Below are 19,550 nucleotides of genomic sequence, written 5' to 3' on the forward strand. Positions count from 1 at the left end.
CGGGACCTGGGCCGACTGCCGCTCATCCTGCCGGACGGCGTGGCCGATGGTTCCATGCCGACCCTCCTGGCACATACCATGCCGGCGGACGACCTGCTGCCCCATGCAGCGGCGGACCGGAAACAGGAGGAAACGTGGATTCTCAAGTTCATCGTCAGCCGCGGCAGGATCCGGGATGTCCAGGTCGTGCCGGCCATGGTGACCCTGCAGGCCGAGGAAGATGGCGTGATGCTGGTGAGCGGCCATTGCGATCCACAGCAGGTGGCAACGGGAGAGTGGCTCTTCCGCTGGCAGTCGGCCCGCTGGTCGGTGTCGCCGCTGGCCGGCCAGTATGGTGTGGACAATGGTGTGTTCTGGGCCGCTTTTTCCGTCGATGGCCTGGCTGATCCGTTGCAGGGAGAGCTGGTGATCCGTGTCCTGGTCACAGAATAGTCCCTGCAGCCCCGAAACCCGCCACTGGGGTCAGCTTGAGGTGCTGCTGCGCCGGCCAGCCCGATTTCGCCGCCCCACCAAATCCGGGGACACCACCAAATGGACAAATCCGGGGACACCATACCTATTTTCTGGAAAATAGGTATGGTGTCCCCGGATTTGTCCCCGGATTTGCTTTTTATCTTGTCTCCACCCATGGCGATCTCAGCACTGTTGACAGGGGCGTCGAAAAATCATAGAATCAGGCAGGAGGTGAACAATGCGCCGTCGAAAAAAAAAGAAACCGTTCTTCACCACGGATACGCCGGTCTGCCTGGCCATCTTTCTCATGCTCTGCTGGGCCGTGTTCAGCGACACTGTCAGCCATGGATGCGGGGCCTGTTTTTTTGCCGCGGCCTTTTTCGGTTTCCTCGGCTATTGCGCCATGAACTGCTTCGTGGATGTGCACAGGTTCCTGTACGACCATGAACACGGACTCAGAAAAAATCGGCGGTATTCCTGATCGCAGCCAGAAACAGGCTCCACCCGTAATCCCAGACCCGATGATGACCGAGTAGGATGAGGCGGCAGGCGATCTCGTCTATTCGATCGACCTGATCCCCGCCTTGTACAGCCGCTCCATTGCGGCTGCATAAATAGGGTTTACCTCTGCGACCTCGTCGAAGAGGACCTCGATTTCCGACAGACCGACATCGCTGTTCTCAAGATCCGCCAGTTCCAACTTCGTACAAATCCGGGGACACCAAATCCGGGGACACCACACCAAATCCGGGGACACCATACTTATTTTCCAGAAAATAAGTATAAAATAAGTATGGTGTCCCCGGATTTGCGGATTTGGTGTCCCCGGATTTGTGTCCGGATTTGCGGATTTGTGTAGGGCTTGATATTTTGTATCCTGCGGGATACAGTAAGACTATGAAATATGAACTGCGCAGCACGAGACAATTCGATAAATGGCTGGCTGGGCTTAAAAAGAAAGACCGGTTGACCTGGGCCAGGATCCTGAACAGGATCAACAATGCCGCAGAAGGAATTTTTGGCGACCACAAGCGAGTCGGCGACGGCATTGTCGAGCTTCGCATGTTTTTTGGGCCTGGGTACCGGGTATATTTTACGATTTATCTTACAACAATTATCCTTATTCTTGCCGGAGGCGACAAGTCGAGCCAGGGAAGAGACATCGAACTTGCAAAGCGACTTATCAACGACCTGGAGGACTGAAACATGACTGTAAAAACAAAAAGATTCGACGTTGCAGAGCATCTGGAAACACCGGAAGACATCAAGCTGTTCCTCAAGGTTGCCGCCGAGGAAGGTTCTCCTGAAGAGTTTATCATTGCCCTGAATACAGCGGCCAGGGCGGTAGGGATGACCGAGGTCTCCAGACGTGCCGGCGTCACCAGGGCCAGCCTCTATAAATCACTCTCCGGAGAAGGTGATCCCAAGTTCAGTACCATCAGCAGGATCACTCGCGCTCTCGGCTGCAAGCTGGTTGTGGCATGAAAGGTGGCTCTGCCGGCCAGCATGGCGTGGACAGTGGTGTGTTCCAGGCCGCTTTTTCCGTAAACGCTCTGGCTGATCCGTCGCAGGGAGAACTGGTGATCCGTGTCCTGGTCACAGAATAGTCCCTGCAGCCCCGAAACCCGCCACTGGGGTCAGCTTGAGGTGCTGCTGCGCCGGCAGCCCGATTTCGCCGCCCCGTTGCTGCTTACGCCACCAGCCACCATCCCGGACCCGGAAACCGTCCATGCCCTGACGGAGATCGCCGGCAGCGCAGGGCTGGAGGAACTCCTGGCAAAACACCTGCTGGCCGGCCTGCTGCTTACGCCCCTTACCGAAAGAATGACCTGCCCGCGGGAGATCCGCGATCCGATTCTCCGCCGGCTGCAGGATATGGACCCGGACATGGCCTTGGGCAGCCACTGGATCCGGGTGCCCATTCTTACGGTACAGGGCAGGAAAGCCTGCCTGGTCTGGATGCTGCTGGCCCGGCTGCCGCAGGGCCGACAGGTTCGGTGTCTTGGCAGGCCTGTACCGGACAGCGGGACCAGGGAGGATGTCCGTCGCGCCCTGGAGCAGGCTGACCCGGAGCACGGCTTCTGCTACTGGTTCCTGCAGCAGGATGGTGCGCCACCGGTCAGCGGCGGTTCCCTTGCCCTGCCTGTCGTCCTGGCGGCCTTGCTGCTGAAGGAGAAAAAAGAGTGGCCCGGCGGCCTGTATGCCACCGGAACCCTTGCTGACGGGGGTGTCATCGGTCCGGTCGGCCATGTGCGGGAAAAATACCGGGCCGCGGGCCAGGACTGCCGCCTCTTTCTCCTCCCGGTCGAGGGCAGGCTCCATGCCGACAGGCCCTCGGCATGGTTTGCCTGCCAGGGCCTCGATGATGCCTGGTTCGCGGTGCGCCTCCATGCAGGTGGTGTCGGCGCCGGCAGCATCGCCCTCTGCCGGGCCGCCTGTTGCAGTGTCCGTGAACTTATGGCCGGCTTCCATCGCCTGCCCCTTGCCTTCCTGCGCAGCGCGGCCTGCGCCGAGCTGCTCCGGCAGGCCGGAGAGGAGATCCCCGGCTCCCTGCCCCTGCTTGCCGACACTCTCTGGCGCTGCAGCAGTGATATGCTGCGGGGTCCCATCCTGGCCGACCTGCTGAGCCCCGACGATATCCGTGTTCTGCCGGCAGGCCATGCCGATCCGCCGCCGGACCCGGTCTATGCCGCCTTCAGGTGGTGCCTGGCCCGGATCAGCCTTGCCAACCACCAGGGTGATGTCCGGGCCAGCACCACCTGGGCGGACGTGGCAGATCAGCTTCGTCCCCGGGTCGATCCGGAAGAGATAGGTCACCTGGTGACGCGCAACATGGTGACCGGCCGGTTCAACCGGTATGAGTTCCGGCCCGATCCGCCGGAGGAATTCAGAGAGGCCCTGCGGGTGGAAGAAAAACGCTGGCAGATCGACCGGCGCGCCAACCCGCTGCTGGGCGCCATGTATGGCACCCTGGCCCAGAATTACGGTTTCTGCGGCTCTGCTTGCCTTGGCAGGTTGTTCGATGCTGCGAAGAGGGCCGAGGACGCCTTTGGCAGGAAACACTGGCAGGAAGGCCGGCGGATGTACAACTACCGTATCTATGGCCTGCTCGATGCCGGGAAGCCGGAGGAGGCGGCCCGCCTGCTGCCCGCCTACCTTGGAGTTGCGCAGGGCAGCGGACCGGGATGCTGGTTTGCCACTGCCTGCCGCCTGCTGCGCGAGACAGACAACGACGTGATCTTCCGGGCCACGCTCGTTCTGCGCCTCCTTGCCGATACCGGATGGCAGACCGGTAATGGGAGCCGGTTGCGGGAGATCATCGACACCATTGTCCGGGCAGAGGCACACCCGTGGCAGCTCATTGCCCTCAATCTCGGCCGTATCCTGGCCGCCGGGGGGCAGCTCCAGGCGGCGGAGCGGTTGTTCCGCCAGGCAGTGGCAATCTGCGAAAAGGGCGGCGCCACCATGCGCCCCATGGCCCTTCTGCCACTGGCGGAACTGCATGCGGTTGGATCGGCCGGGGAGGCCGATTTCCGCAAGGCCGGGGAGATCCGGGCCTGGCTCTGGCGCACAGATGACCTGCACAGGCCCCATTTCCAGACGATCCTCGGCCTGACGGACGGCGGCGACCTGCTGCGGAGCGTGCATTGTCAGCGTGGCCGACTTTTTCCCTTCAGCTACAGGTGACAGGACCAAAGCCCGGGAAAATTTTTCCGGGTGCTGAAAAAATATTCCGAAACTTCCTGTCTCCCGGCCGTAGGAGGAAAGAGAGCATCACGACACGCCATCATAACTGTTGCAGCGCTCCTGGCAATGGGGCTGATTTTTTTCCAGGATACCATAGGGGTACATGCCAATGCCTGATCTCTTCCTTCTCTTCAACCACAAGCTGACCGCTGCCCAGGCAGATGATGCCAGGCAGGAACTCGGCGTGGCGGGAATCGTCTCGCCACCGGACGATGTCCGCCGCTGCTGGGCTGCGATTCCGCCCGAACCCGAGGCCATCGCCCCGCTTCTTGCGCCGGTCTTTTCCTGGATCGACATGGCGGTGCCAGCCGGCTCCTTTCTGCTCGTCCAGGGCGATTTCGGGGCCTGTTTCCTGGTCGTCCTCCATGCGGCGGGCAGGGGCATCACCCCGGTCTATTCGACCACCAGGCGCGAGGCTGCCGAACAGCAGGTGGACGACAGCACAGTCCACATCACCCACACCTTCCGGCATGTCCGGTTCAGAATCTATGGCAGGTAAGGAGAATACAATGCGACGCGTATATCTGAGTTTCCTGGGGCTTGGCCGATATGAGGAAACCGTCTATGAACTGAATGGTCAACCCTCTAAGCCAACACGTTTTGTCCAGGTTGCAGAACAGATGCTTCTGGGATGGGACCGGTTTGATATTCTCTATATTGTCGCGACCAGCGCCTCGAAAGAAAGACATTTTGACGCCCTGTGCCAGGAGCTCGGACGATGCCGTGGGGAGATACAGTTGATTGAACTCGACGAGGATATGAGCAATGCCGGGCAGTGGCAATGGTTTGAACAGATTTTTGCTGTGGTTCGCGACGGTGACGAGCTCTGTGTCGACCTGACCCACGGCTATCGATCCATTCCGGTTATCTTTTCGGCGGCCATCAATTTTCTTCAGAAAACAAAACAGGTCCGCCTGGTCCATCTTTTCTATGGGGCTTTTGAAAAAGACCGGCAACTGGCGCCCCTTGTGGACATGCGCTCCTTCTTCGACATCAATATCTGGGCCGATGCAGTGACACGGCTGACACGTGACGCCGATGCCCGCGGCCTGGCCGAAGCTGCCGCAACCACCAACAGGCACCAGTTTGTCGAGCTGTCAGACCGGGAATTCACCACTGCCTGCACACAGGTGACCAGGAGAATCATCAACGTCGATGTCAACAATGTTGCGGATGATATTTCCAGGCTGATGGCATGTATCGAGCAACTCGACAGCACCAGCTCGCCGGTCACCAGCATGCTTCTGGAAATGGTCAGGGAGAAGTTTTCTTTTCTTGGTGATATGGACATCAGCAACCCGGACAGAACCGGCTATTCCCTTAAGTATTACGAATTCCAGCTCAACCTGGCCGGCCTGCTTCTCGAGCATGGCCTTCTCATGCAGGCGTTCACGGTCATGCGTGAGTGGCTCAGTTCGCTCGTCATGCTCTATTTCGAGCAGCAGGGAAGCATGAAGGCGAAGGAACGCCGGAAGCGTATCAGATATGGGGCCACCTTCTTCAATATGCTCCAGTATGCCGAAAATAAATGGAACTTCAAGGGTGAGGAAGAAGAGAAGCACCAGCGAGTTGAGCCGTTTTATCGGGAGTTGAAGAAGGATGGAATCCTTGAGCCTTTGGTTAGCACCAACCCGTTGTTAGCAAAAGAGTTATCCTCGTACAGAAACGGCTTTGACCACGCCTGGCTCGGTAAGGCAGGCATGAAAGACGACCTGGAGCAAAAAGGGCAATATTTCCACAAGACACTGCGGGAAGTCTTGCAGAGGCTGGAACGGTGTGGACGGTACGGACATTGTAATTCGTCGATATGATCGTCATTGTACTTTGTACGTTGACGATGGCGTCGCCGGGTGCGAAGATCGGGAAAGAACTGCAACCGGGAGAGGTTGCGGCATAAGGAGTAATGAGTGAGTAATATTACTCAGTGGCTGAGTGATGCCTGGTAATCAGGTTGCCAAAAACATAAAAGAAACGGCAAATCACATGTTTGAAAGAAGAGTTGTCTCCGATGTCATGCAGGGCCTGCAGCGAACGAAAAAACTGCTCCACATCATTATCGGGCCGCGTCAAGTGGGCAAAACAACAGCCGCGCAGCAGATTGCCGACAAATGGCCCGGAGAGGTTCTGACCTTCTCGGCTGACTCGCCCATCCCGCCGGGTCCGGAATGGATCCAGGGCAACTGGGACCGTGCCGTCAGGCTGGCGGAATCCGAAAAAGGAAAAAATGATGTTCTCCTGATTCTGGACGAGATTCAGAAGGTCAGGGGCTGGAGTGAAGTTGTCAAGTTATTATGGGATGTGGAGATGAAAAACAATGCCGGCCTGCAGGTGCTGCTGTTAGGGTCGTCTTCGCTCCTGCTGCAGCAGGGATTGACAGAGAGCCTGAGCGGACGTTTCTTTTTGTATCGCTGTTCTCACTGGCAGTATCCGGAAATGAAGGAGGCCTTTGGCTGGAACCTTGATCAATGGATTTTTTACGGCGGCTATCCAGGAGCGGCGGAAATGATTGATGAGGAAGAAGCCTGGAGTGCTTACGTAACCGATTCCCTCATCGAAACAGTGCTGGCAAAAGACATTCTCCAACTGCAGACAGTCGCCAAGCCAGCTCTGCTGCGCCACCTGTTTCTGCTCGCCTGCACCACGCCGTCGCAGGTTCTGTCGTACAACAAGATGCTGGGGCAGCTCCACGACGCGGGCAACACAACAACGCTTGCCCATTATCTCAAACTGCTGGAATCCGCCTTTCTGGTCAGCGGCCTGGAACTGTTCAAGCGGGGTAAACAGAAAAAAAGGGGGAGCAGTCCGAAACTCATCCTCTGGAACAACGCCCTTGTCAATGCCGTGACCGGAGACTCGTTTTCCGAGAGCAGGGCCAACCTGTCCTGGTGGGGAAGGCTGGTGGAAAACGCAGTGGGAGCACATATCCTCAACAGCCTGGCAGGGCGTCCCTTTACGCTCTATTACTGGCGTGCTCGCCATCTTGAGGTGGATTTTGTCCTGGAAACGCCAAAAGCCACCTGGGCCATCGAAGTGAAATCAGGGAAATCAGCAACCATGAAAGGTTTGACAAAATTCTGTGACCACTATCCGGAAACACACCCCCTGATCATTGGTCCTGGCGGTCTGGACCTGGAAAGTTTTTTTGCTTCCAGGCCGGTAACCGACTGGTGATACCATGGCCATCAAAGCACAGATCTATACCTGCCACTGCCAGTTCACCTCGGCAGCCAGGCTGCCGGGCTATCTTGGCTCCACCCTGCGCGGCGCCCTGGGCTGGGCCCTGAAAAAGACGAGCTGTGCGCTCAGGCGGCAGCAGTGCGCCGACTGCCTGCTGCGGGAGCAGTGCGCCTATGCCTGGATCTTCGAGACCGAATCCTGTCGCAGCAGGGAAGGGCACAGGGTCAATGCCCGGCCGCATCCCTTTGTCCTGCAGCCGGGAGAGGTTGTGGCCGGAGAAAAGAACGTCGGCGACACGCTCGCATTTTCCCTGCTTCTCCTGGACCGGGCCAACGACCTGCTGCCGCAGGTTGTCTACGCGGTTCAGCTCATGGGGAAATCCGGCATCGGTTCCGGCCGCAGGCATGGCATGGGCAGGTTTGTGCTGCAGCAGGTTGCCGCCAGAGGGCAGAGCATTTATTCGGCGGAAAACGAGGTGCTGTGCCAGCCGGAAAAGATCAACCGCCTCCGGCTTGCAAACCCTGACGATGCCCCTGTATCATGGATACAGGTTGACCTTGCCACCCCACTTCGCCTGAAACAGAGCAACCGGCTCAACCACACGCTGCCCTTTCATATCCTGGTCCGGGCCTGCCTGCGGAGAATTGCAGCGCTTGAAAACGCCTATGGCGGGGGCGAGCCCCTTCTCGACTACCATGGCCTGGTCAACAGGGCCAAACAGGTGCAGACAGCGGCAGAGGATATCCATTGGCAGAAGCTGCTCCGCTGGTCCAGCCGTCAGCGGCAGAACACCTCGTTAAGCGGCCTGGCCGGCTCGATCACCTATCGGGGAGAACTCCGGGATTATCTCCCGATTCTTCGCTATGCCCAACAGGTCAACATTGGCAAGCAGACCATGTTCGGCCTGGGAAAATTCAGGCTTACCCTTGGCAGCAAAAACAAAATCGAACAGAAGATACCCGACAATGAATGACAGCCAACAATCTGGCTCGGAGAACGTAGTCCTTGTCGCGGCCCTGGGCAATGTGGAGCTGATCCTCGAATACCTGGATTTTTTCAATGGCGGTGCCCGCTTTCCCTATACCGAGGAAGCCGAAAAGGTCCGCCGGGCGTTTTCCGGCTCCGGCATCACCGAACTGCACCTGATCTGTACAGCCGGCAGTGAAGAAAAACTGGAGGAACTGAAGCTCAAGGTTCTTGCCGACTATCCCGGGGTTGTCGTCGAGCCGTTGTTCCTGCAATGCGAGGACATTGAAACGGCCAACGACGAAAAGGAGATGAAAGAAGCGGTCTATGACCTGATCGGAAAACTGGCCAGTGGCACCCATCGGCTCATCATTTCCTCCGGCGGACGGAAAACCATAACCAACCGGCTGATCGAGGCCGGCCTGCTGCACGGCTGCGAGGGCTACCTGGCCATTACCGACTCCGGGCGGACAGACAGAGATCAGGACAGAAGGCCACAGACTCTCACCTTCAATGTATTGTGGATTCCGGCCCGGCAGTTTTACCGGGAACGCCGCGACGCCATACCCCTGCGGGACGGCATTGGAGACAACTTCCGGTCTCTCTCGATTCTTCCGCAAAGCGTGCAGAAAAAACTCCAGGAGGAGCGGATAGGCGTGGATCCGGAAAAATATGACATGGAACTGGCCTGGCTCACCCGGCTGCCCAAGGCCGACCTGCACTGTCACCTCGGCGGCGCCTTTGATCCTGCCCTGCTCAGGGAACTGGCCCGGTCGATGGTCCAGGAGTCCAACCTCGACATTGCAAGGCTGCAGGAAGTGGTGGAAAAAAATTCAGGCCACCCCCTTGCGGAGCTGAACGCAGAAATTCTGCGGGACCTGAAGCCGGATGTGGTGCACTGCCTGGACAATCTGGAGCTGCTGCTTTCGCCACTGTCCCGCAACGAGGGTGTTCCGGCTCTTGTCTCCTGCCTCGATGAAACTCAGATACAGGATCTCTCTTATGATGGCAGGAACATCAGGGACTGCCGCAACAGGGAGCTGGAGTGGTACATGAAATGCGGCGACCTGGGCGGCTCGGTCCTGCTGCAGTCAGAAGATTGTCTGCGCCGGGCCATGCACTGGCTGCTGCACGTTTCCCGGGAAAACGGAGTCCGGTACCTCGAAGTCCGCTGTTCGCCGGCCAACTACTGCCACCGCGACCTGGAGATAAGGGACGTATTGAATATTCTCATTGATGAAGGCCGCAACTTCATGCAGCGCCACAAAGATTTCACCGTCAACCTGCTCCTCATGGCCACCCGGCACAAGTCCAGGGCCGCCATGGTCAGTCACGTGAGCGCAGCGGTCTGTTTTTCTTCACACCAGGAAAAAAATGGCGGCAAGACGCCCCGAGTGGTCGGGTTTGACCTTGCCGGGCAGGAAAAAGACCACGACCCTGTCCAATTCCGGGATCTGTTCATGCCGCTCCATCACCATTTCGTCAATATCACCATCCATGCCGGTGAAATGGAGGACGACGACAGGATCTGGCAGGCCCTCTATCTTCTGCACGCCAAGCGGATCGGTCATGGTCTCAAGTTGATCAACAACAGGAAGATGATGAACTGGGTGCGCGATTACGGCACCGCTATCGAGATGTGCCCTTCCTCCAACATACAGACCAACAGCTTCCGGGTCAGGAACCAGGCGGGACAGGGCGATCCTTATCCGCTCGAAAAATACCTGGAACATGGCATCACGGTCACTGTCAATACGGACAACCCGGGAATCTCCTCCACCAATCTGTCCCGGGAGTACCTGGTTGCGGCAAACCTCAGCAAAAACGGCTTGTCACGCTGGCAGATACTTAAATTGATCCGCAACGGTTTTCGGGCAGTCTTTCTGCCCAAAGACGAAAAAGACCGGCTCCTGAAGGAGGTGGATGCCCAGGTATTCGACATTATCCTCAACGATTATTTCAGGGAGACCCGGAATTGATGGAACAGGTTTTCTGTATCGCCAGAACAGACCTTGAAAGGGTTTTTTCCGGTCCGCTGCCTGCCGGCGTAGCGGCAGAACCGCCTCTGGAAACGGTACTCTCCCTGCCGCACCATTTCCTCGCCCGGGATGTGGCAGAACAGAACTCTGCCTACAAGCAGATTATCCCCTACCAGGTTTTCCGCTGTGGCGAGCGCTTTTTTGCCTTTCGCAGGGGCGGGGGTGTGGGCGAGCAACGGTTGTCCGGGTGTTGTTCCCTGGGGATCGGGGGGCACCTGAACCACGCGGACGCAGGCCATGGCAGCATGGAAAAAGACGACTATGAACAGGGACTCCTGCGGGAACGCGACGAGGAGCTTATCTGCCAGGGCACGATCCATTCCCGCTTCATCGGTTGGATCAACGATGATTCCGATTCCGTAGGCAGGGTACACCTGGGTGCTGTCCATCTCTGCCGGGTACAAAATGAAGGCCAGGTGCGGTTGCGGCCCGGCGGCGAGGATCTCCAGGGGCTGGGATGGCTGCGTGCCGGAGACATCAGGGCCAGGGAGGATCAGTTCGAGCCCTGGTCCCGGCTGGCCCTGGAACTGGCCACGCGGTGAAAAACAGGGCCGTTTGTCCACACCCTGGTGGCAACCAGACGGCCCCGGGACTACGACGAGGCCGTCGGCCTTCTCCGGGACCTCCGTGCCCTGGCCGGGGAATCGGGCGGATTGGAGGAGTTCGGCAACAGGTTTGCCGAACTGGTCCGGGAGCACCAGCGGAAATACAGCCTGATGCAACGGCTGCGGGAGGCCGGCTTCGATATTTGAGCTGTGTAGATTTCCAAAGCTCCCGGCCGGTTGACCCACGCCGCCAGAGCGTAGTTTTTCTTCAGCGGGAAAACATTTTTTTGAAAAAAATCCGGTTGTGACCGTAAAATGGAGTAAGGCCTGAATGGGGCGCAGACATGAACAACGGCAATACGACAGAAAAAACGACGGAGAAAACCATGGAACTCGACAGCGCCCGATACCTACAGGTGGGAACGACAGGAGATGGAATGTGAAATCAGTACTCCGATGTTTCGGGGTAAGTCCCGCCAGGAAGCGGAATGACAAACAAAGATGATCGCCACTACTGAAAGGTGGTGAGAGCAGAGAGGTCCCTTATGGAACAGACGGTTTTGAAAATTGCATTGGCGGCGCTCATGCACGACATCGGCAAATTTGCCCAGGAAACCATGGAGATCCCGCCTCAATATGCCACTGACAATGCCGCCCAATATCAGCCCTTCTACAACAATCGCCATACGCATGTCCATGTCCTGTACACTGCGGCGTTTATTGAGCAGTTTGCCGAAAAACTCCCTGCCTGCCTCAATGAATTTGGCTGGGGAGAGGGCGACAGTTTTATAAACCTGGCTGCCGGGCACCACAAGCCGGAAACGGCAATGCAGGAATGTATCTCCCAGGCAGACTGCCTGAGCGCCGGTCTTGATCGGGCCAACTTTTCCGACCAGACGAATATCCCTTTTACGCAGTTTCGTTCCACCAGGCTGCTTTCCGTCCTCGAGGCGCTGGCTCTTGACGGTGACCCGCGACAACAGATGTTTGGCCAGTCAGACAGCTACACCAGCGCGTATCCTCTTGAATCTCTTTCGGCGACCTCCATATTTCCCGCTCCTAAAAAAAATATCCCCAAAGGAGAAGCCGTTAAGGAATATCAAAAATTATTTAATGAATTCACAGAAGAACTTGAGGTGCTGCCGCACAGGACACGGCCGGAAATATGGGTCCAGCACTTTGACAGTCTGCTCTCCCGTTTTATCTCTCATATTCCGGCGGCAAGGGTCGGCGGGGTGGTTCCGGATGTCTCTCTTTATGATCATTGCCGAACAACAGCGGCATTGGCGGTCCCCCTGTATGTGTACCACAAGGCAACCGATACTCTGGAGCCAAAGGCCATCCGGGATCTCCGGCCGGAGAAATTCCTCCTGGTCTCCGGGGATTTTTACGGTATCCAGGACTTTATCTTCTCCTCCGGGGGCGAGCAGCAACGGTTGCGGGCCAAACTGCTTCGGGGCCGGTCGTTTGCGGTTTCCATGTTCAGTGAACTGGCCGCAGAATCCTTGTGCCGGGCACTGAACCTTCCATTTACGGCAGTATTTCTCAATGCTGCGGGAAAATTTCACCTGCTTGCCGCCAATACGGATAATGCACAAGAAGTCATTGTTGAAACCACAGGGAAATTGAACGAATGGCTGTTCAAGATTTCTTACGGACAGGCAAGCCTTGGTGTGACAACCACGCCAACAGCCGCGACCGGATTTTGCCAGGGTGGTTTCTCCGTGTTGTGGGATCAACATTTACAGGCAATGGTACGCAAGAAGTATCAGCGAATGCCGCTTGAAAGCTATGGCGTCGTGGACACGTTTCTCAGCGGCTTTAACACTGATCTTGAAAAGCCGCTTTGTCCTTTCTGTGGCAAACGGCCTTCCGGAGAAAAAGCTGAAAAGGATCCATGGATAGACCGGAAAGGCAGTGCCTGTACCGTCTGCCGTGACCACATTATGCTTGGCGCCAACCTCGTGAAGGGGAAAACACTGGCCGTCTTTGACGGCAATGTGCAGGCGCAGGAAAGTGAGCTGTTGCAGGAGCCATTTTTTGGCCGCTACCAGGTTCGCTTCATGGAAGGCAGGGCCGTGCCGGAAGACAAGTCGCTTATAAAATTTTGCCAGCTTAATGTACAGCATGACGGTTCTCTGCCAGGGGCAGGAACCACGCGTCTGTTGAACGGGTATGTCCCGGTCTACACGGAACAGGTGCTGAAAAACAAGGCTGTGCTGGATGCACTGGAAAAAGAGGAGAATACGGAGGATCCCGCCAGACTGGTCGCAGACCGAGTGCCGCTGACCTTCAATGCCATTGCCGCCCTGGCAAAAAGAGATGGTCAGGGGACAGCGGCACTTGGCGTCCTGAAGGCCGATGTTGATCATCTCGGCATGTTCATGTCCTGCGGTATGACAAGAGGACGTTTTACCATATCGCGCATGGCGACTCTTTCCCGGCGGCTGGACCAGTTCTTTACATTATATCTTCCCCATCTCTTACGCTCAACGGAGGAATACAACACAGTATACACCGTGTTCGCAGGTGGTGATGATCTGTTTCTCATCGGCCCATGGAATACCATGGCCTCTCTGGCCCGAAGGCTCAGAAAGGAATGGGGCCGGTATGTCAGCGGCAATGACCAGGACAGCGGTTTGACTTTTTCCGCAGGGATCACCCTGCACAAGACCCATGAACCGGTGGACAAACTTGCCGACACGGCAGAGGAAGCGTTGAAACAGGCCAAGGGAAACGGTCGTAACCGGATTTCCATGTTCGGGGAAAGCGTGACCTGGGATAAGTTTGCAACCCTGCGCGAGCAACAGCAGGCCATGGCCGACTGGGTGGATCGTGGTCTTATCTCAAAGGTCATGCTGTATCGTTTCAATGCCTTCATTGATATGGCCGGCAAGGCCAGGCGGGTAACCGGCGGCGGCCAGCCCGTACACATGCGTGACATGGAATGTTTGAAGTGGCCGGCGCTTCTCAGGTACAGCCTGGAGAGAAATATCAGAAAAAAGGGCGTGGACAGAGATGCGGCCATGCGGGAGGTTGTCATCGTGAAAAACTGGCTGGAAGAATATGGTTCGGCGTTGAAGATAGCGCTCTGGAGCCAACTTTATGAACAACGATAAAACAGGAGAGAAGGAATGGCTACCATAACACTTTGGAAAGACAAGCAAAATAGACTGGTCGACCCCTATCTCTTTTCCAGGACCGCAGATGAGCTGGCGAAAAGAATTCATCAGGAAGGACTTGATCACAGAGGCAGGGAAAAAAAGAACTCAAGCAGCCAGTTGCGTCGTTTTTTCGACGAAATAACCCGGTTGAACATCAAGGCGCAGGACGATGTTGAACCCTGGGAGTTGATCATGCCCCAGGTCCACATGATGGTTGCCAAGGTCGCATACGCCAAGGGCAGGGATCTGGTCACGGATTCTTTTGTCAGCCTGTTTGGCGACACCATTCGGGACCAGGTAAAGGACAAGGATGATCTGCAGACCTTTACCAGCTTTTTTGAGACCTTTATCGGCTTTTACAAGTCCTACCGCAAGAAATAAGAAAAGAGGAGAGTTCGATGAAATTGAAAGCAATCAGACAGATCACTGGCCGGATTACACTTCTCAGTGGCCTGCATATCGGCGCCGGAGACACGGAAATGCACATTGGCGGTACCGATAACTCCGTGGTCAGCCACCCCCACACCAGGCTGCCATATATACCCGGTTCATCACTCAAGGGCAAGGTTCGCTCCCTGCTGGAAATGCGCTCCGGCTGCATGGCCGAAACAGGAGGCAAGCCCCTGCGGTTTGCCCATCTGAAAAAATTCCAGGGCCAGCAGCTCGAGGAGGCCAGGAAAATCTGTTCCCTGTTCGGTACCAGTGGGGCGGATGGCGAAGATGCACGGGAACTTGGTCCGGCCAGGGTCTCTTTTGCCGACTGCAGCCTTACGCCGGACTGGATGGAAAAGGCTCGGGATGTTGCCCTGACGGAAATAAAGGCCGAGACCGCCATCGACCGGATCTCCGGCACAGCCCAGGTCGGCAGTCTCCGCCAGACCGAACGGGTGGTGGCCGGTGTGGCCTTTTCTTTTTCGATCTCCATCAAGGAAATGGAAGGCGACGAGGACAAAGACTATACCGGGTTGCTGCTTGAAGGTTTGAAGATGCTGGAGCTGGATGCCCTTGGTGGCAGCGGCTCCAGGGGCTATGGCCGGGTTGCCTTTGCATTTGATGACGATTCGATACAGCGGCAGTTTGATGCAATCTCCTTTGCCTGAGGCAGGAAAAGATGAAAATATATATGGTAACCATAAAGCCGGAGTCGCCATTCGGCACCCCGCTCAAGGGAGATACCCTGTTTGGACAGTTCTGTTGGCAGGCAGTGCTTCAGGACGATCTGCTCGATCATGGATTTGATCATTGGATTCGCCTTTACACGGAAAGACCGTTTGCGGTTTTTTCCTCGGCCTTCCCGAAAATAGTGGATACGTCCGGCACGGCTTTGTTCTGCCTGCCCAGGCCGTCCATGCCGATGGATTTTCCGCAAAGCATGTCCAGAAAACAACGTGCAGAAGCCAGTAAACTGGAAAAATCCCGGAAATGGCTGCTGGTTGAGGAAAACAGTTTGCCGGATGTTCGTGGTTGTTCGCCGGTAACAGACCTGGAAGTGTTTGAACGATACCTGGCAACACTTTCAGGTGAGGAAAGACGCCTGTTGCAGTATGTACCGGAAAGTCAGCAGAAACCGATTATATTCGTCAACCGCGCGCATAACTCCATAGACCGCCGTACCATGACCACCGGTAAGGGGTTTGATCCGTTTACCATGGAGAATTTCCATTACCTGCCCGGCTTAGAGCTGGTTGTTTTTGCCGCCATTGACGAGGATGCCCTGGATCAGGATCGTCTATGCCGCGGCCTGGAGGCCATTGGTTGTTTCGGTTTTGGCCGGGATGCCTCCACCGGGCTTGGGCGTTTCAGCCTGGGTAACGTCGGGGAAATCGACTGGCCGCTGCTGAAAAAGGGTGATGGGTGTTTCACCCTGGCCCCTTGTGTCCCTGAGCAGGGCAGATTCCGCGAGCAGTTCGCCTTGCCCTTTACCCGTTTTGGCAAACATGGAGATCTGTTGGTCCTGAGCAGGAACCCCTTTAAAAATCCTGTTGTCATGGCAGACGAGGGCGCTGTTTTCATTCCGGATGACGACAGGTTGCCCGCCACACCTTATATAGGAACAGCCATCTCAGGAATTTCCCTGGCAGAAGAAAAAACGGTTGCCCAGGGGTACAGCCTGTATCTCCCATACCCAAGGAGTGCATCATGAAAGCGGAAACCGTTTATTTTCAGATAACCTTGGCCGCGCCCCTGCATGTAGGCTGTGGGGAAGTGTATGAACCTGTGGGGTTTGTGGTCGATGAGGACAAACGAGAACTGGTCAGTTTTGCGCCCTCCGATTTTCTGGCCCGGCTCAGCAGTGATGAACTCGAAAAATACTCTGCTATCTGTCGGCTGGGTACGGTAGCATCCGTTCAGCAGGTATATAAGTTTATGCGGTTGCACCAGAGGCTGGCAACCGGCAGGCGAGTCGCCATTTCCAACGGGTTTTACAAGCATTACAAGGAAGTGCTTGAAAAACCGGAAAATAGATTTCAAAAAGAAGTCACTGATTTTGCGATTCACCGCACGGCCTTCAACCCTCTCGATAACGAGCCTGTTATACCCGGGTCTGCCATCAAAGGGGCGATTCGTACCGCTGTCTTGAATTTCAGAAACAAGGGAAGGAAATTCCCCCGTTTCACGGGCAACAACGGGAATAGGAAACTGCAGGAGCACCTTCTTGGCGGTTCCTTTGACCATGATCCGTTCAGCCTGCTCAAGGTCTCGGATTTTGTGCCCGTGGGCGAGGTGAGAAGGACGATCAAGTATGCGGTCAGCTTTTCCAAAAAAACCGGGGAGAAAAAGTTGCACCAGATGCAGGAGATGATTGAGCCGGGAAGCAGTTTCTGGGGGAGTATTACTATAATGCCCGGCACCTCCGCCATAAGCAGAGAAAAAGCGCTCTCTCCAAAAGAAATAATAGATGCTCTTCGGAAATTTTATGGCGATGAAAAAAGACGGGAAGACATGGAACTGGGGAAAATCAATGCTACCCCGGCCGGTTTTGCTCCTGAGCAGGCAATCCCGTTGCGCCTGGGTAAACACTCAGGGGCCGAGTGTATGACCGTGAATGGACACAGGCGTATCAAGATCAGCCCACCGGGTAAAAGAGCGAGATTTTCAGATCCTGACGGCGGTGCCACCACAATGTGGTTGGCCTCGGACAGTAGAAATCCGCGCAATCCTGCCGGCCTTTCCGCCATGGGCTGGGTACGGTTTCTTCCGCTTGGTGAAGCGGAGCAGCAGGATCTGTACAGACAGCGGCAGCAGATGCAGTCCCAGCGAAATGAACTGCTTGTCCGGGAGCGGAAAGAGCAGGAGAAACTTCGGGAAATCCAACGGCAAAAGGCGCGGGAGGCGGAAGAAAACCGGCTGCTCCAGGAAAAACTGGCTGCCGAAGCAGAAGCCGCCAGAAAGGAAGAAGAGCGGCAATGGCAGCAAATGAGCGAGGTTGAACAGTATGTTGCCATTGTCCAGGGCAGTGACATCGCCCGAGCCCAGGTCCCGGAAAAAGACGCCCTGCGGGATGTCTGGCCGAAGCTCGACAGCCTGGAAGCCAGGGAGCAGAAGGAAGTGGCCCGTGCTTTTTATGCATCGTGGAGCAGCCAGGAAAAACTCTGGCGGAAAAAACAATGCTCTGAGAGTCAATGGAAAAAAGTTGAACGGCTCGTCGAGATTCTTGATGAGTCTCACCCGGATATCAGGAAAGTTCCTCCGGCTGAGCAGGCAGTCATCGACAGCATGGCAGACCTCCGGTCATGGGGTGATTTCCGTTTGTCCGGTCTGATAATCGAGGAGCTTTCCCTGCCTGCGGCCGAGATCCTTGAACAGAAGTTCAGGGAATGGGGGTGTACCAATAAAAAAGCAAAGAAAGACAAGCAGAAAGCATGGAAACTGTTAAGGAGCCATCTGCATGGGCTGCGGAAGAAACAGGAATAGAGAAACGCCCCTGTTATATCCTCACGCCCTGCGGCACCAGCCTCCTGACCAATGTGGCGGGTGAGGGGGAACGTGCGGCTGTTATCCGCAACAGTAACTGCCCAAGGCGGGAGGATATACCACCAGCCGATCTTGAGATCCTGGAACAGGTGATCCGGCGAGCCGGGTCTGCCCTGGCGGGAGCAGGACCGGCAGAGGCAAAGCACCTGAGCGCCGAACTGAATGGGATCCTCAGCCTGCTCAAGGGATCTCGTCCTCCTGGCAGCGTGTTTCATCAGTTGCTGTGTACGGATACCTTCCTTGGTCGGGTCACGGCGGAAATCGTCAGGGATTGGTTGCAGGGGCAGGGAGCCACCGTGGACATCAGGGGTCAGAAAGACCTGCAGACCGCGGACATGGCCTCCTTCCAGTGGGCGCTGTCCGATCTGACGGCCTGGTGCGCTGAGACAGTGGCCGGCTACCTGCCCAGCCACCACGTTGTCTTCAACCTGACCGGGGGGTTCAAGAGCGTACAGGGGTTTCTCCTGACGCTGTCGTCGTTTTATGCCCATGAGGCAGTCTATATCTTCGAGGCCGGAGGCCTGCTCCGTATCCCCAGGCTGCCGGTGCGGATGGACGCGGAACCTATGGTTCTCGAGCATCTCATCTTCTTCCGTCGGGCCGCCGGCAACCTGGCGGCCAGGCCGGAACATGGTCTGGCCGAGACCATGTACCTGGAAATGGATGGAGAGTATGCGCTGTCCGCGTGGGGTGAGCTGGTCTGGAACCAGACCCGGGATGATATATATGGTCGCGAGATCTATCCATCCCCGTCCGAACGTCTCTGCTACGGACCTGCTTTTCTGAAGAGCGTGGCCAGCCAGCCTGCTGACCGGAAAAGAATTCTCAACCGCAGGATTGACCAGCTTGCAGCCCATCTCGAAAACGGAGGCCGGACCGAAGCCAGCCCGGCTTCTCTTGACTTCAAGCCGCTCCGGGGCGGGCCATGCCCGCCGTCAACCCATGAAATGGATGCCTGGGCAGACAAGGCGGCCCACAGGCTGTTTGGCCATTTTGAGGATGCGGTTTTCATCCTTGACTGTTTGGCGGAACATCTGTAAAAGAATGATACAGGAGACGTGGTTGTTGACGGTTCGCGTATCTCGGCCTCCAAGACTCCCTGGAAGGTGGGAAAGACATATTTTTTCGTAAATACAGTAGGTTGCGCCATGCGGTGGAAGTAGAGATGCGCGAGTTTTGTTTTTATGAGTGTTTTCATGTAGTTGTGCGCTTTGCGGGTACCTTGATTCAGCTTGCTGTACACCGGGAACCCAATTTTGATGGACATGCGCGAATCACTGTCTGTAACCGTTCGCAACTACACCTGATTTTAGGGTAAGGGTTCCAAACAATGCCCCGATTAGAGGGGATTACGACTCAACAACCTTCTGGAGAAGTGCTACTGTGGTCTTCGTTCCAAACAATGCCCCGATTAGAGGGGATTACGACTACCATTCTCTGAACTCTTCAGCTCGTGGAGATACGTTCCAAACAATGCCCCGATT

The 19,550-nt window shown here is 56.3% G+C and carries 20 protein-coding genes; 19 read left to right on the forward strand and 1 reads right to left on the reverse strand.

Translation table 11 applies throughout. The features are described 5' to 3' along the window. On the forward strand, positions 1-432 hold a 432-nt coding region (locus tag ACXJJY_RS12320; RefSeq protein ID WP_456388271.1), incomplete at its 5' end, for a hypothetical protein. Between the two features lie 259 nt (positions 433-691). Continuing rightward, on the forward strand, positions 692-934 hold the full coding sequence (locus tag ACXJJY_RS12325; protein ID WP_456388273.1) for a hypothetical protein: 243 nt from the start codon (positions 692-694) through the stop codon (positions 932-934). A gap of 78 nt (positions 935-1,012) precedes the next feature. Here the strand turns inward: ACXJJY_RS12325 and ACXJJY_RS12330 are convergent, their stop codons facing one another. Then, on the reverse strand, positions 1,013-1,153 hold the full coding sequence (locus ACXJJY_RS12330) for a hypothetical protein (RefSeq protein ID WP_456388275.1): 141 nt from the start codon (positions 1,151-1,153) through the stop codon (positions 1,013-1,015). A 197-nt stretch (positions 1,154-1,350) separates the two neighbouring features. Between ACXJJY_RS12330 and ACXJJY_RS12335 the strand changes: the two genes are divergently transcribed. The 17 genes from ACXJJY_RS12335 to ACXJJY_RS12415 all read left to right on the forward strand — a co-directional run bounded on the left by ACXJJY_RS12335 (position 1,351) and on the right by ACXJJY_RS12415 (position 19,106). Further along, complete coding sequence (locus tag ACXJJY_RS12335; protein ID WP_456388277.1) at positions 1,351-1,656, forward strand: type II toxin-antitoxin system RelE/ParE family toxin; 306 nt, start codon at positions 1,351-1,353, stop codon at positions 1,654-1,656. A gap of 3 nt (positions 1,657-1,659) precedes the next feature. After that, complete coding sequence (locus tag ACXJJY_RS12340) at positions 1,660-1,938, forward strand: addiction module antidote protein (RefSeq protein WP_456388279.1); 279 nt, start codon at positions 1,660-1,662, stop codon at positions 1,936-1,938. After that, a complete protein-coding gene (locus ACXJJY_RS12345) occupies positions 1,935-2,060 on the forward strand; it encodes a hypothetical protein (protein ID WP_456388281.1) in 126 nt (41 codons plus the stop codon). The genes ACXJJY_RS12340 and ACXJJY_RS12345 overlap by 4 nt, the downstream gene beginning before the upstream one ends. Continuing rightward, on the forward strand, positions 2,041-4,140 hold the full coding sequence (locus ACXJJY_RS12350; protein ID WP_456388283.1) for a tetratricopeptide repeat protein: 2,100 nt from the start codon (positions 2,041-2,043) through the stop codon (positions 4,138-4,140). Before ACXJJY_RS12345 ends, ACXJJY_RS12350 begins: the two co-directional genes overlap by 20 nt. Positions 4,141-4,309: 169 nt before the next feature. Further along, on the forward strand, positions 4,310-4,699 hold the full coding sequence (gene csx20 / locus ACXJJY_RS12355) for a CRISPR-associated protein Csx20 (protein ID WP_456388285.1): 390 nt from the start codon (positions 4,310-4,312) through the stop codon (positions 4,697-4,699). A 10-nt stretch (positions 4,700-4,709) separates the two neighbouring features. Then, positions 4,710-6,011 carry a TIGR02221 family CRISPR-associated protein gene (gene csx2, locus ACXJJY_RS12360; RefSeq protein WP_456388287.1) on the forward strand — a complete coding sequence of 434 codons (1,302 nt, stop codon included), beginning with the start codon at positions 4,710-4,712 and terminating at the stop codon, positions 6,009-6,011. Positions 6,012-6,183: 172 nt separating this feature from the next. Then, entirely contained in the window at positions 6,184-7,371 is a 1,188-nt protein-coding gene (locus tag ACXJJY_RS12365) for an ATP-binding protein (RefSeq protein ID WP_456388289.1), read from the forward strand. A 4-nt stretch (positions 7,372-7,375) separates the two neighbouring features. Beyond that, on the forward strand, positions 7,376-8,350 hold the full coding sequence (cas6, locus tag ACXJJY_RS12370) for a CRISPR system precrRNA processing endoribonuclease RAMP protein Cas6 (protein ID WP_456388291.1): 975 nt from the start codon (positions 7,376-7,378) through the stop codon (positions 8,348-8,350). After that, positions 8,343-10,322: an adenosine deaminase family protein gene (locus ACXJJY_RS12375; RefSeq protein ID WP_456388293.1), complete on the forward strand. Its 1,980-nt coding sequence runs from the start codon at positions 8,343-8,345 to the stop codon at positions 10,320-10,322. The genes cas6 and ACXJJY_RS12375 overlap by 8 nt, the downstream gene beginning before the upstream one ends. Beyond that, positions 10,322-10,924 carry a phosphoesterase gene (locus tag ACXJJY_RS12380; protein ID WP_456388295.1) on the forward strand — a complete coding sequence of 201 codons (603 nt, stop codon included), beginning with the start codon at positions 10,322-10,324 and terminating at the stop codon, positions 10,922-10,924. The genes ACXJJY_RS12375 and ACXJJY_RS12380 overlap by 1 nt, the downstream gene beginning before the upstream one ends. Positions 10,925-10,951: 27 nt before the next feature. After that, positions 10,952-11,134: a hypothetical protein gene (locus ACXJJY_RS12385; protein WP_456388297.1), complete on the forward strand. Its 183-nt coding sequence runs from the start codon at positions 10,952-10,954 to the stop codon at positions 11,132-11,134. 338 nt (positions 11,135-11,472) lie between these two features. After that, a complete protein-coding gene (gene cas10, locus ACXJJY_RS12390) occupies positions 11,473-14,046 on the forward strand; it encodes a type III-A CRISPR-associated protein Cas10/Csm1 (protein WP_456388299.1) in 2,574 nt (857 codons plus the stop codon). Between the two features lie 15 nt (positions 14,047-14,061). After that, positions 14,062-14,472 carry a type III-A CRISPR-associated protein Csm2 gene (gene csm2, locus ACXJJY_RS12395; protein ID WP_456388301.1) on the forward strand — a complete coding sequence of 137 codons (411 nt, stop codon included), beginning with the start codon at positions 14,062-14,064 and terminating at the stop codon, positions 14,470-14,472. Positions 14,473-14,489: 17 nt separating this feature from the next. Next, the gene (csm3, locus tag ACXJJY_RS12400; protein WP_456388303.1) at positions 14,490-15,191 is read left to right on the forward strand and encodes a type III-A CRISPR-associated RAMP protein Csm3; all 702 of its coding nucleotides are present in this window, start codon (positions 14,490-14,492) and stop codon (positions 15,189-15,191) included. 11 nt (positions 15,192-15,202) lie between these two features. Then, positions 15,203-16,234, forward strand: a complete 1,032-nt coding sequence (csm4, locus tag ACXJJY_RS12405; protein ID WP_456388305.1) for a type III-A CRISPR-associated RAMP protein Csm4 — start codon at positions 15,203-15,205, stop codon at positions 16,232-16,234. Continuing rightward, positions 16,231-18,006 carry a type III-A CRISPR-associated RAMP protein Csm5 gene (gene csm5 / locus ACXJJY_RS12410; RefSeq protein ID WP_456388307.1) on the forward strand — a complete coding sequence of 592 codons (1,776 nt, stop codon included), beginning with the start codon at positions 16,231-16,233 and terminating at the stop codon, positions 18,004-18,006. The genes csm4 and csm5 overlap by 4 nt, the downstream gene beginning before the upstream one ends. Then, the gene (locus ACXJJY_RS12415; protein WP_456388309.1) at positions 17,955-19,106 is read left to right on the forward strand and encodes a putative CRISPR-associated protein; all 1,152 of its coding nucleotides are present in this window, start codon (positions 17,955-17,957) and stop codon (positions 19,104-19,106) included. The genes csm5 and ACXJJY_RS12415 overlap by 52 nt, the downstream gene beginning before the upstream one ends. Positions 19,107-19,550: the final 444 nt, after the last annotated feature.

It is taken from the genome of Desulfolithobacter sp., from assembly GCF_054025815.1.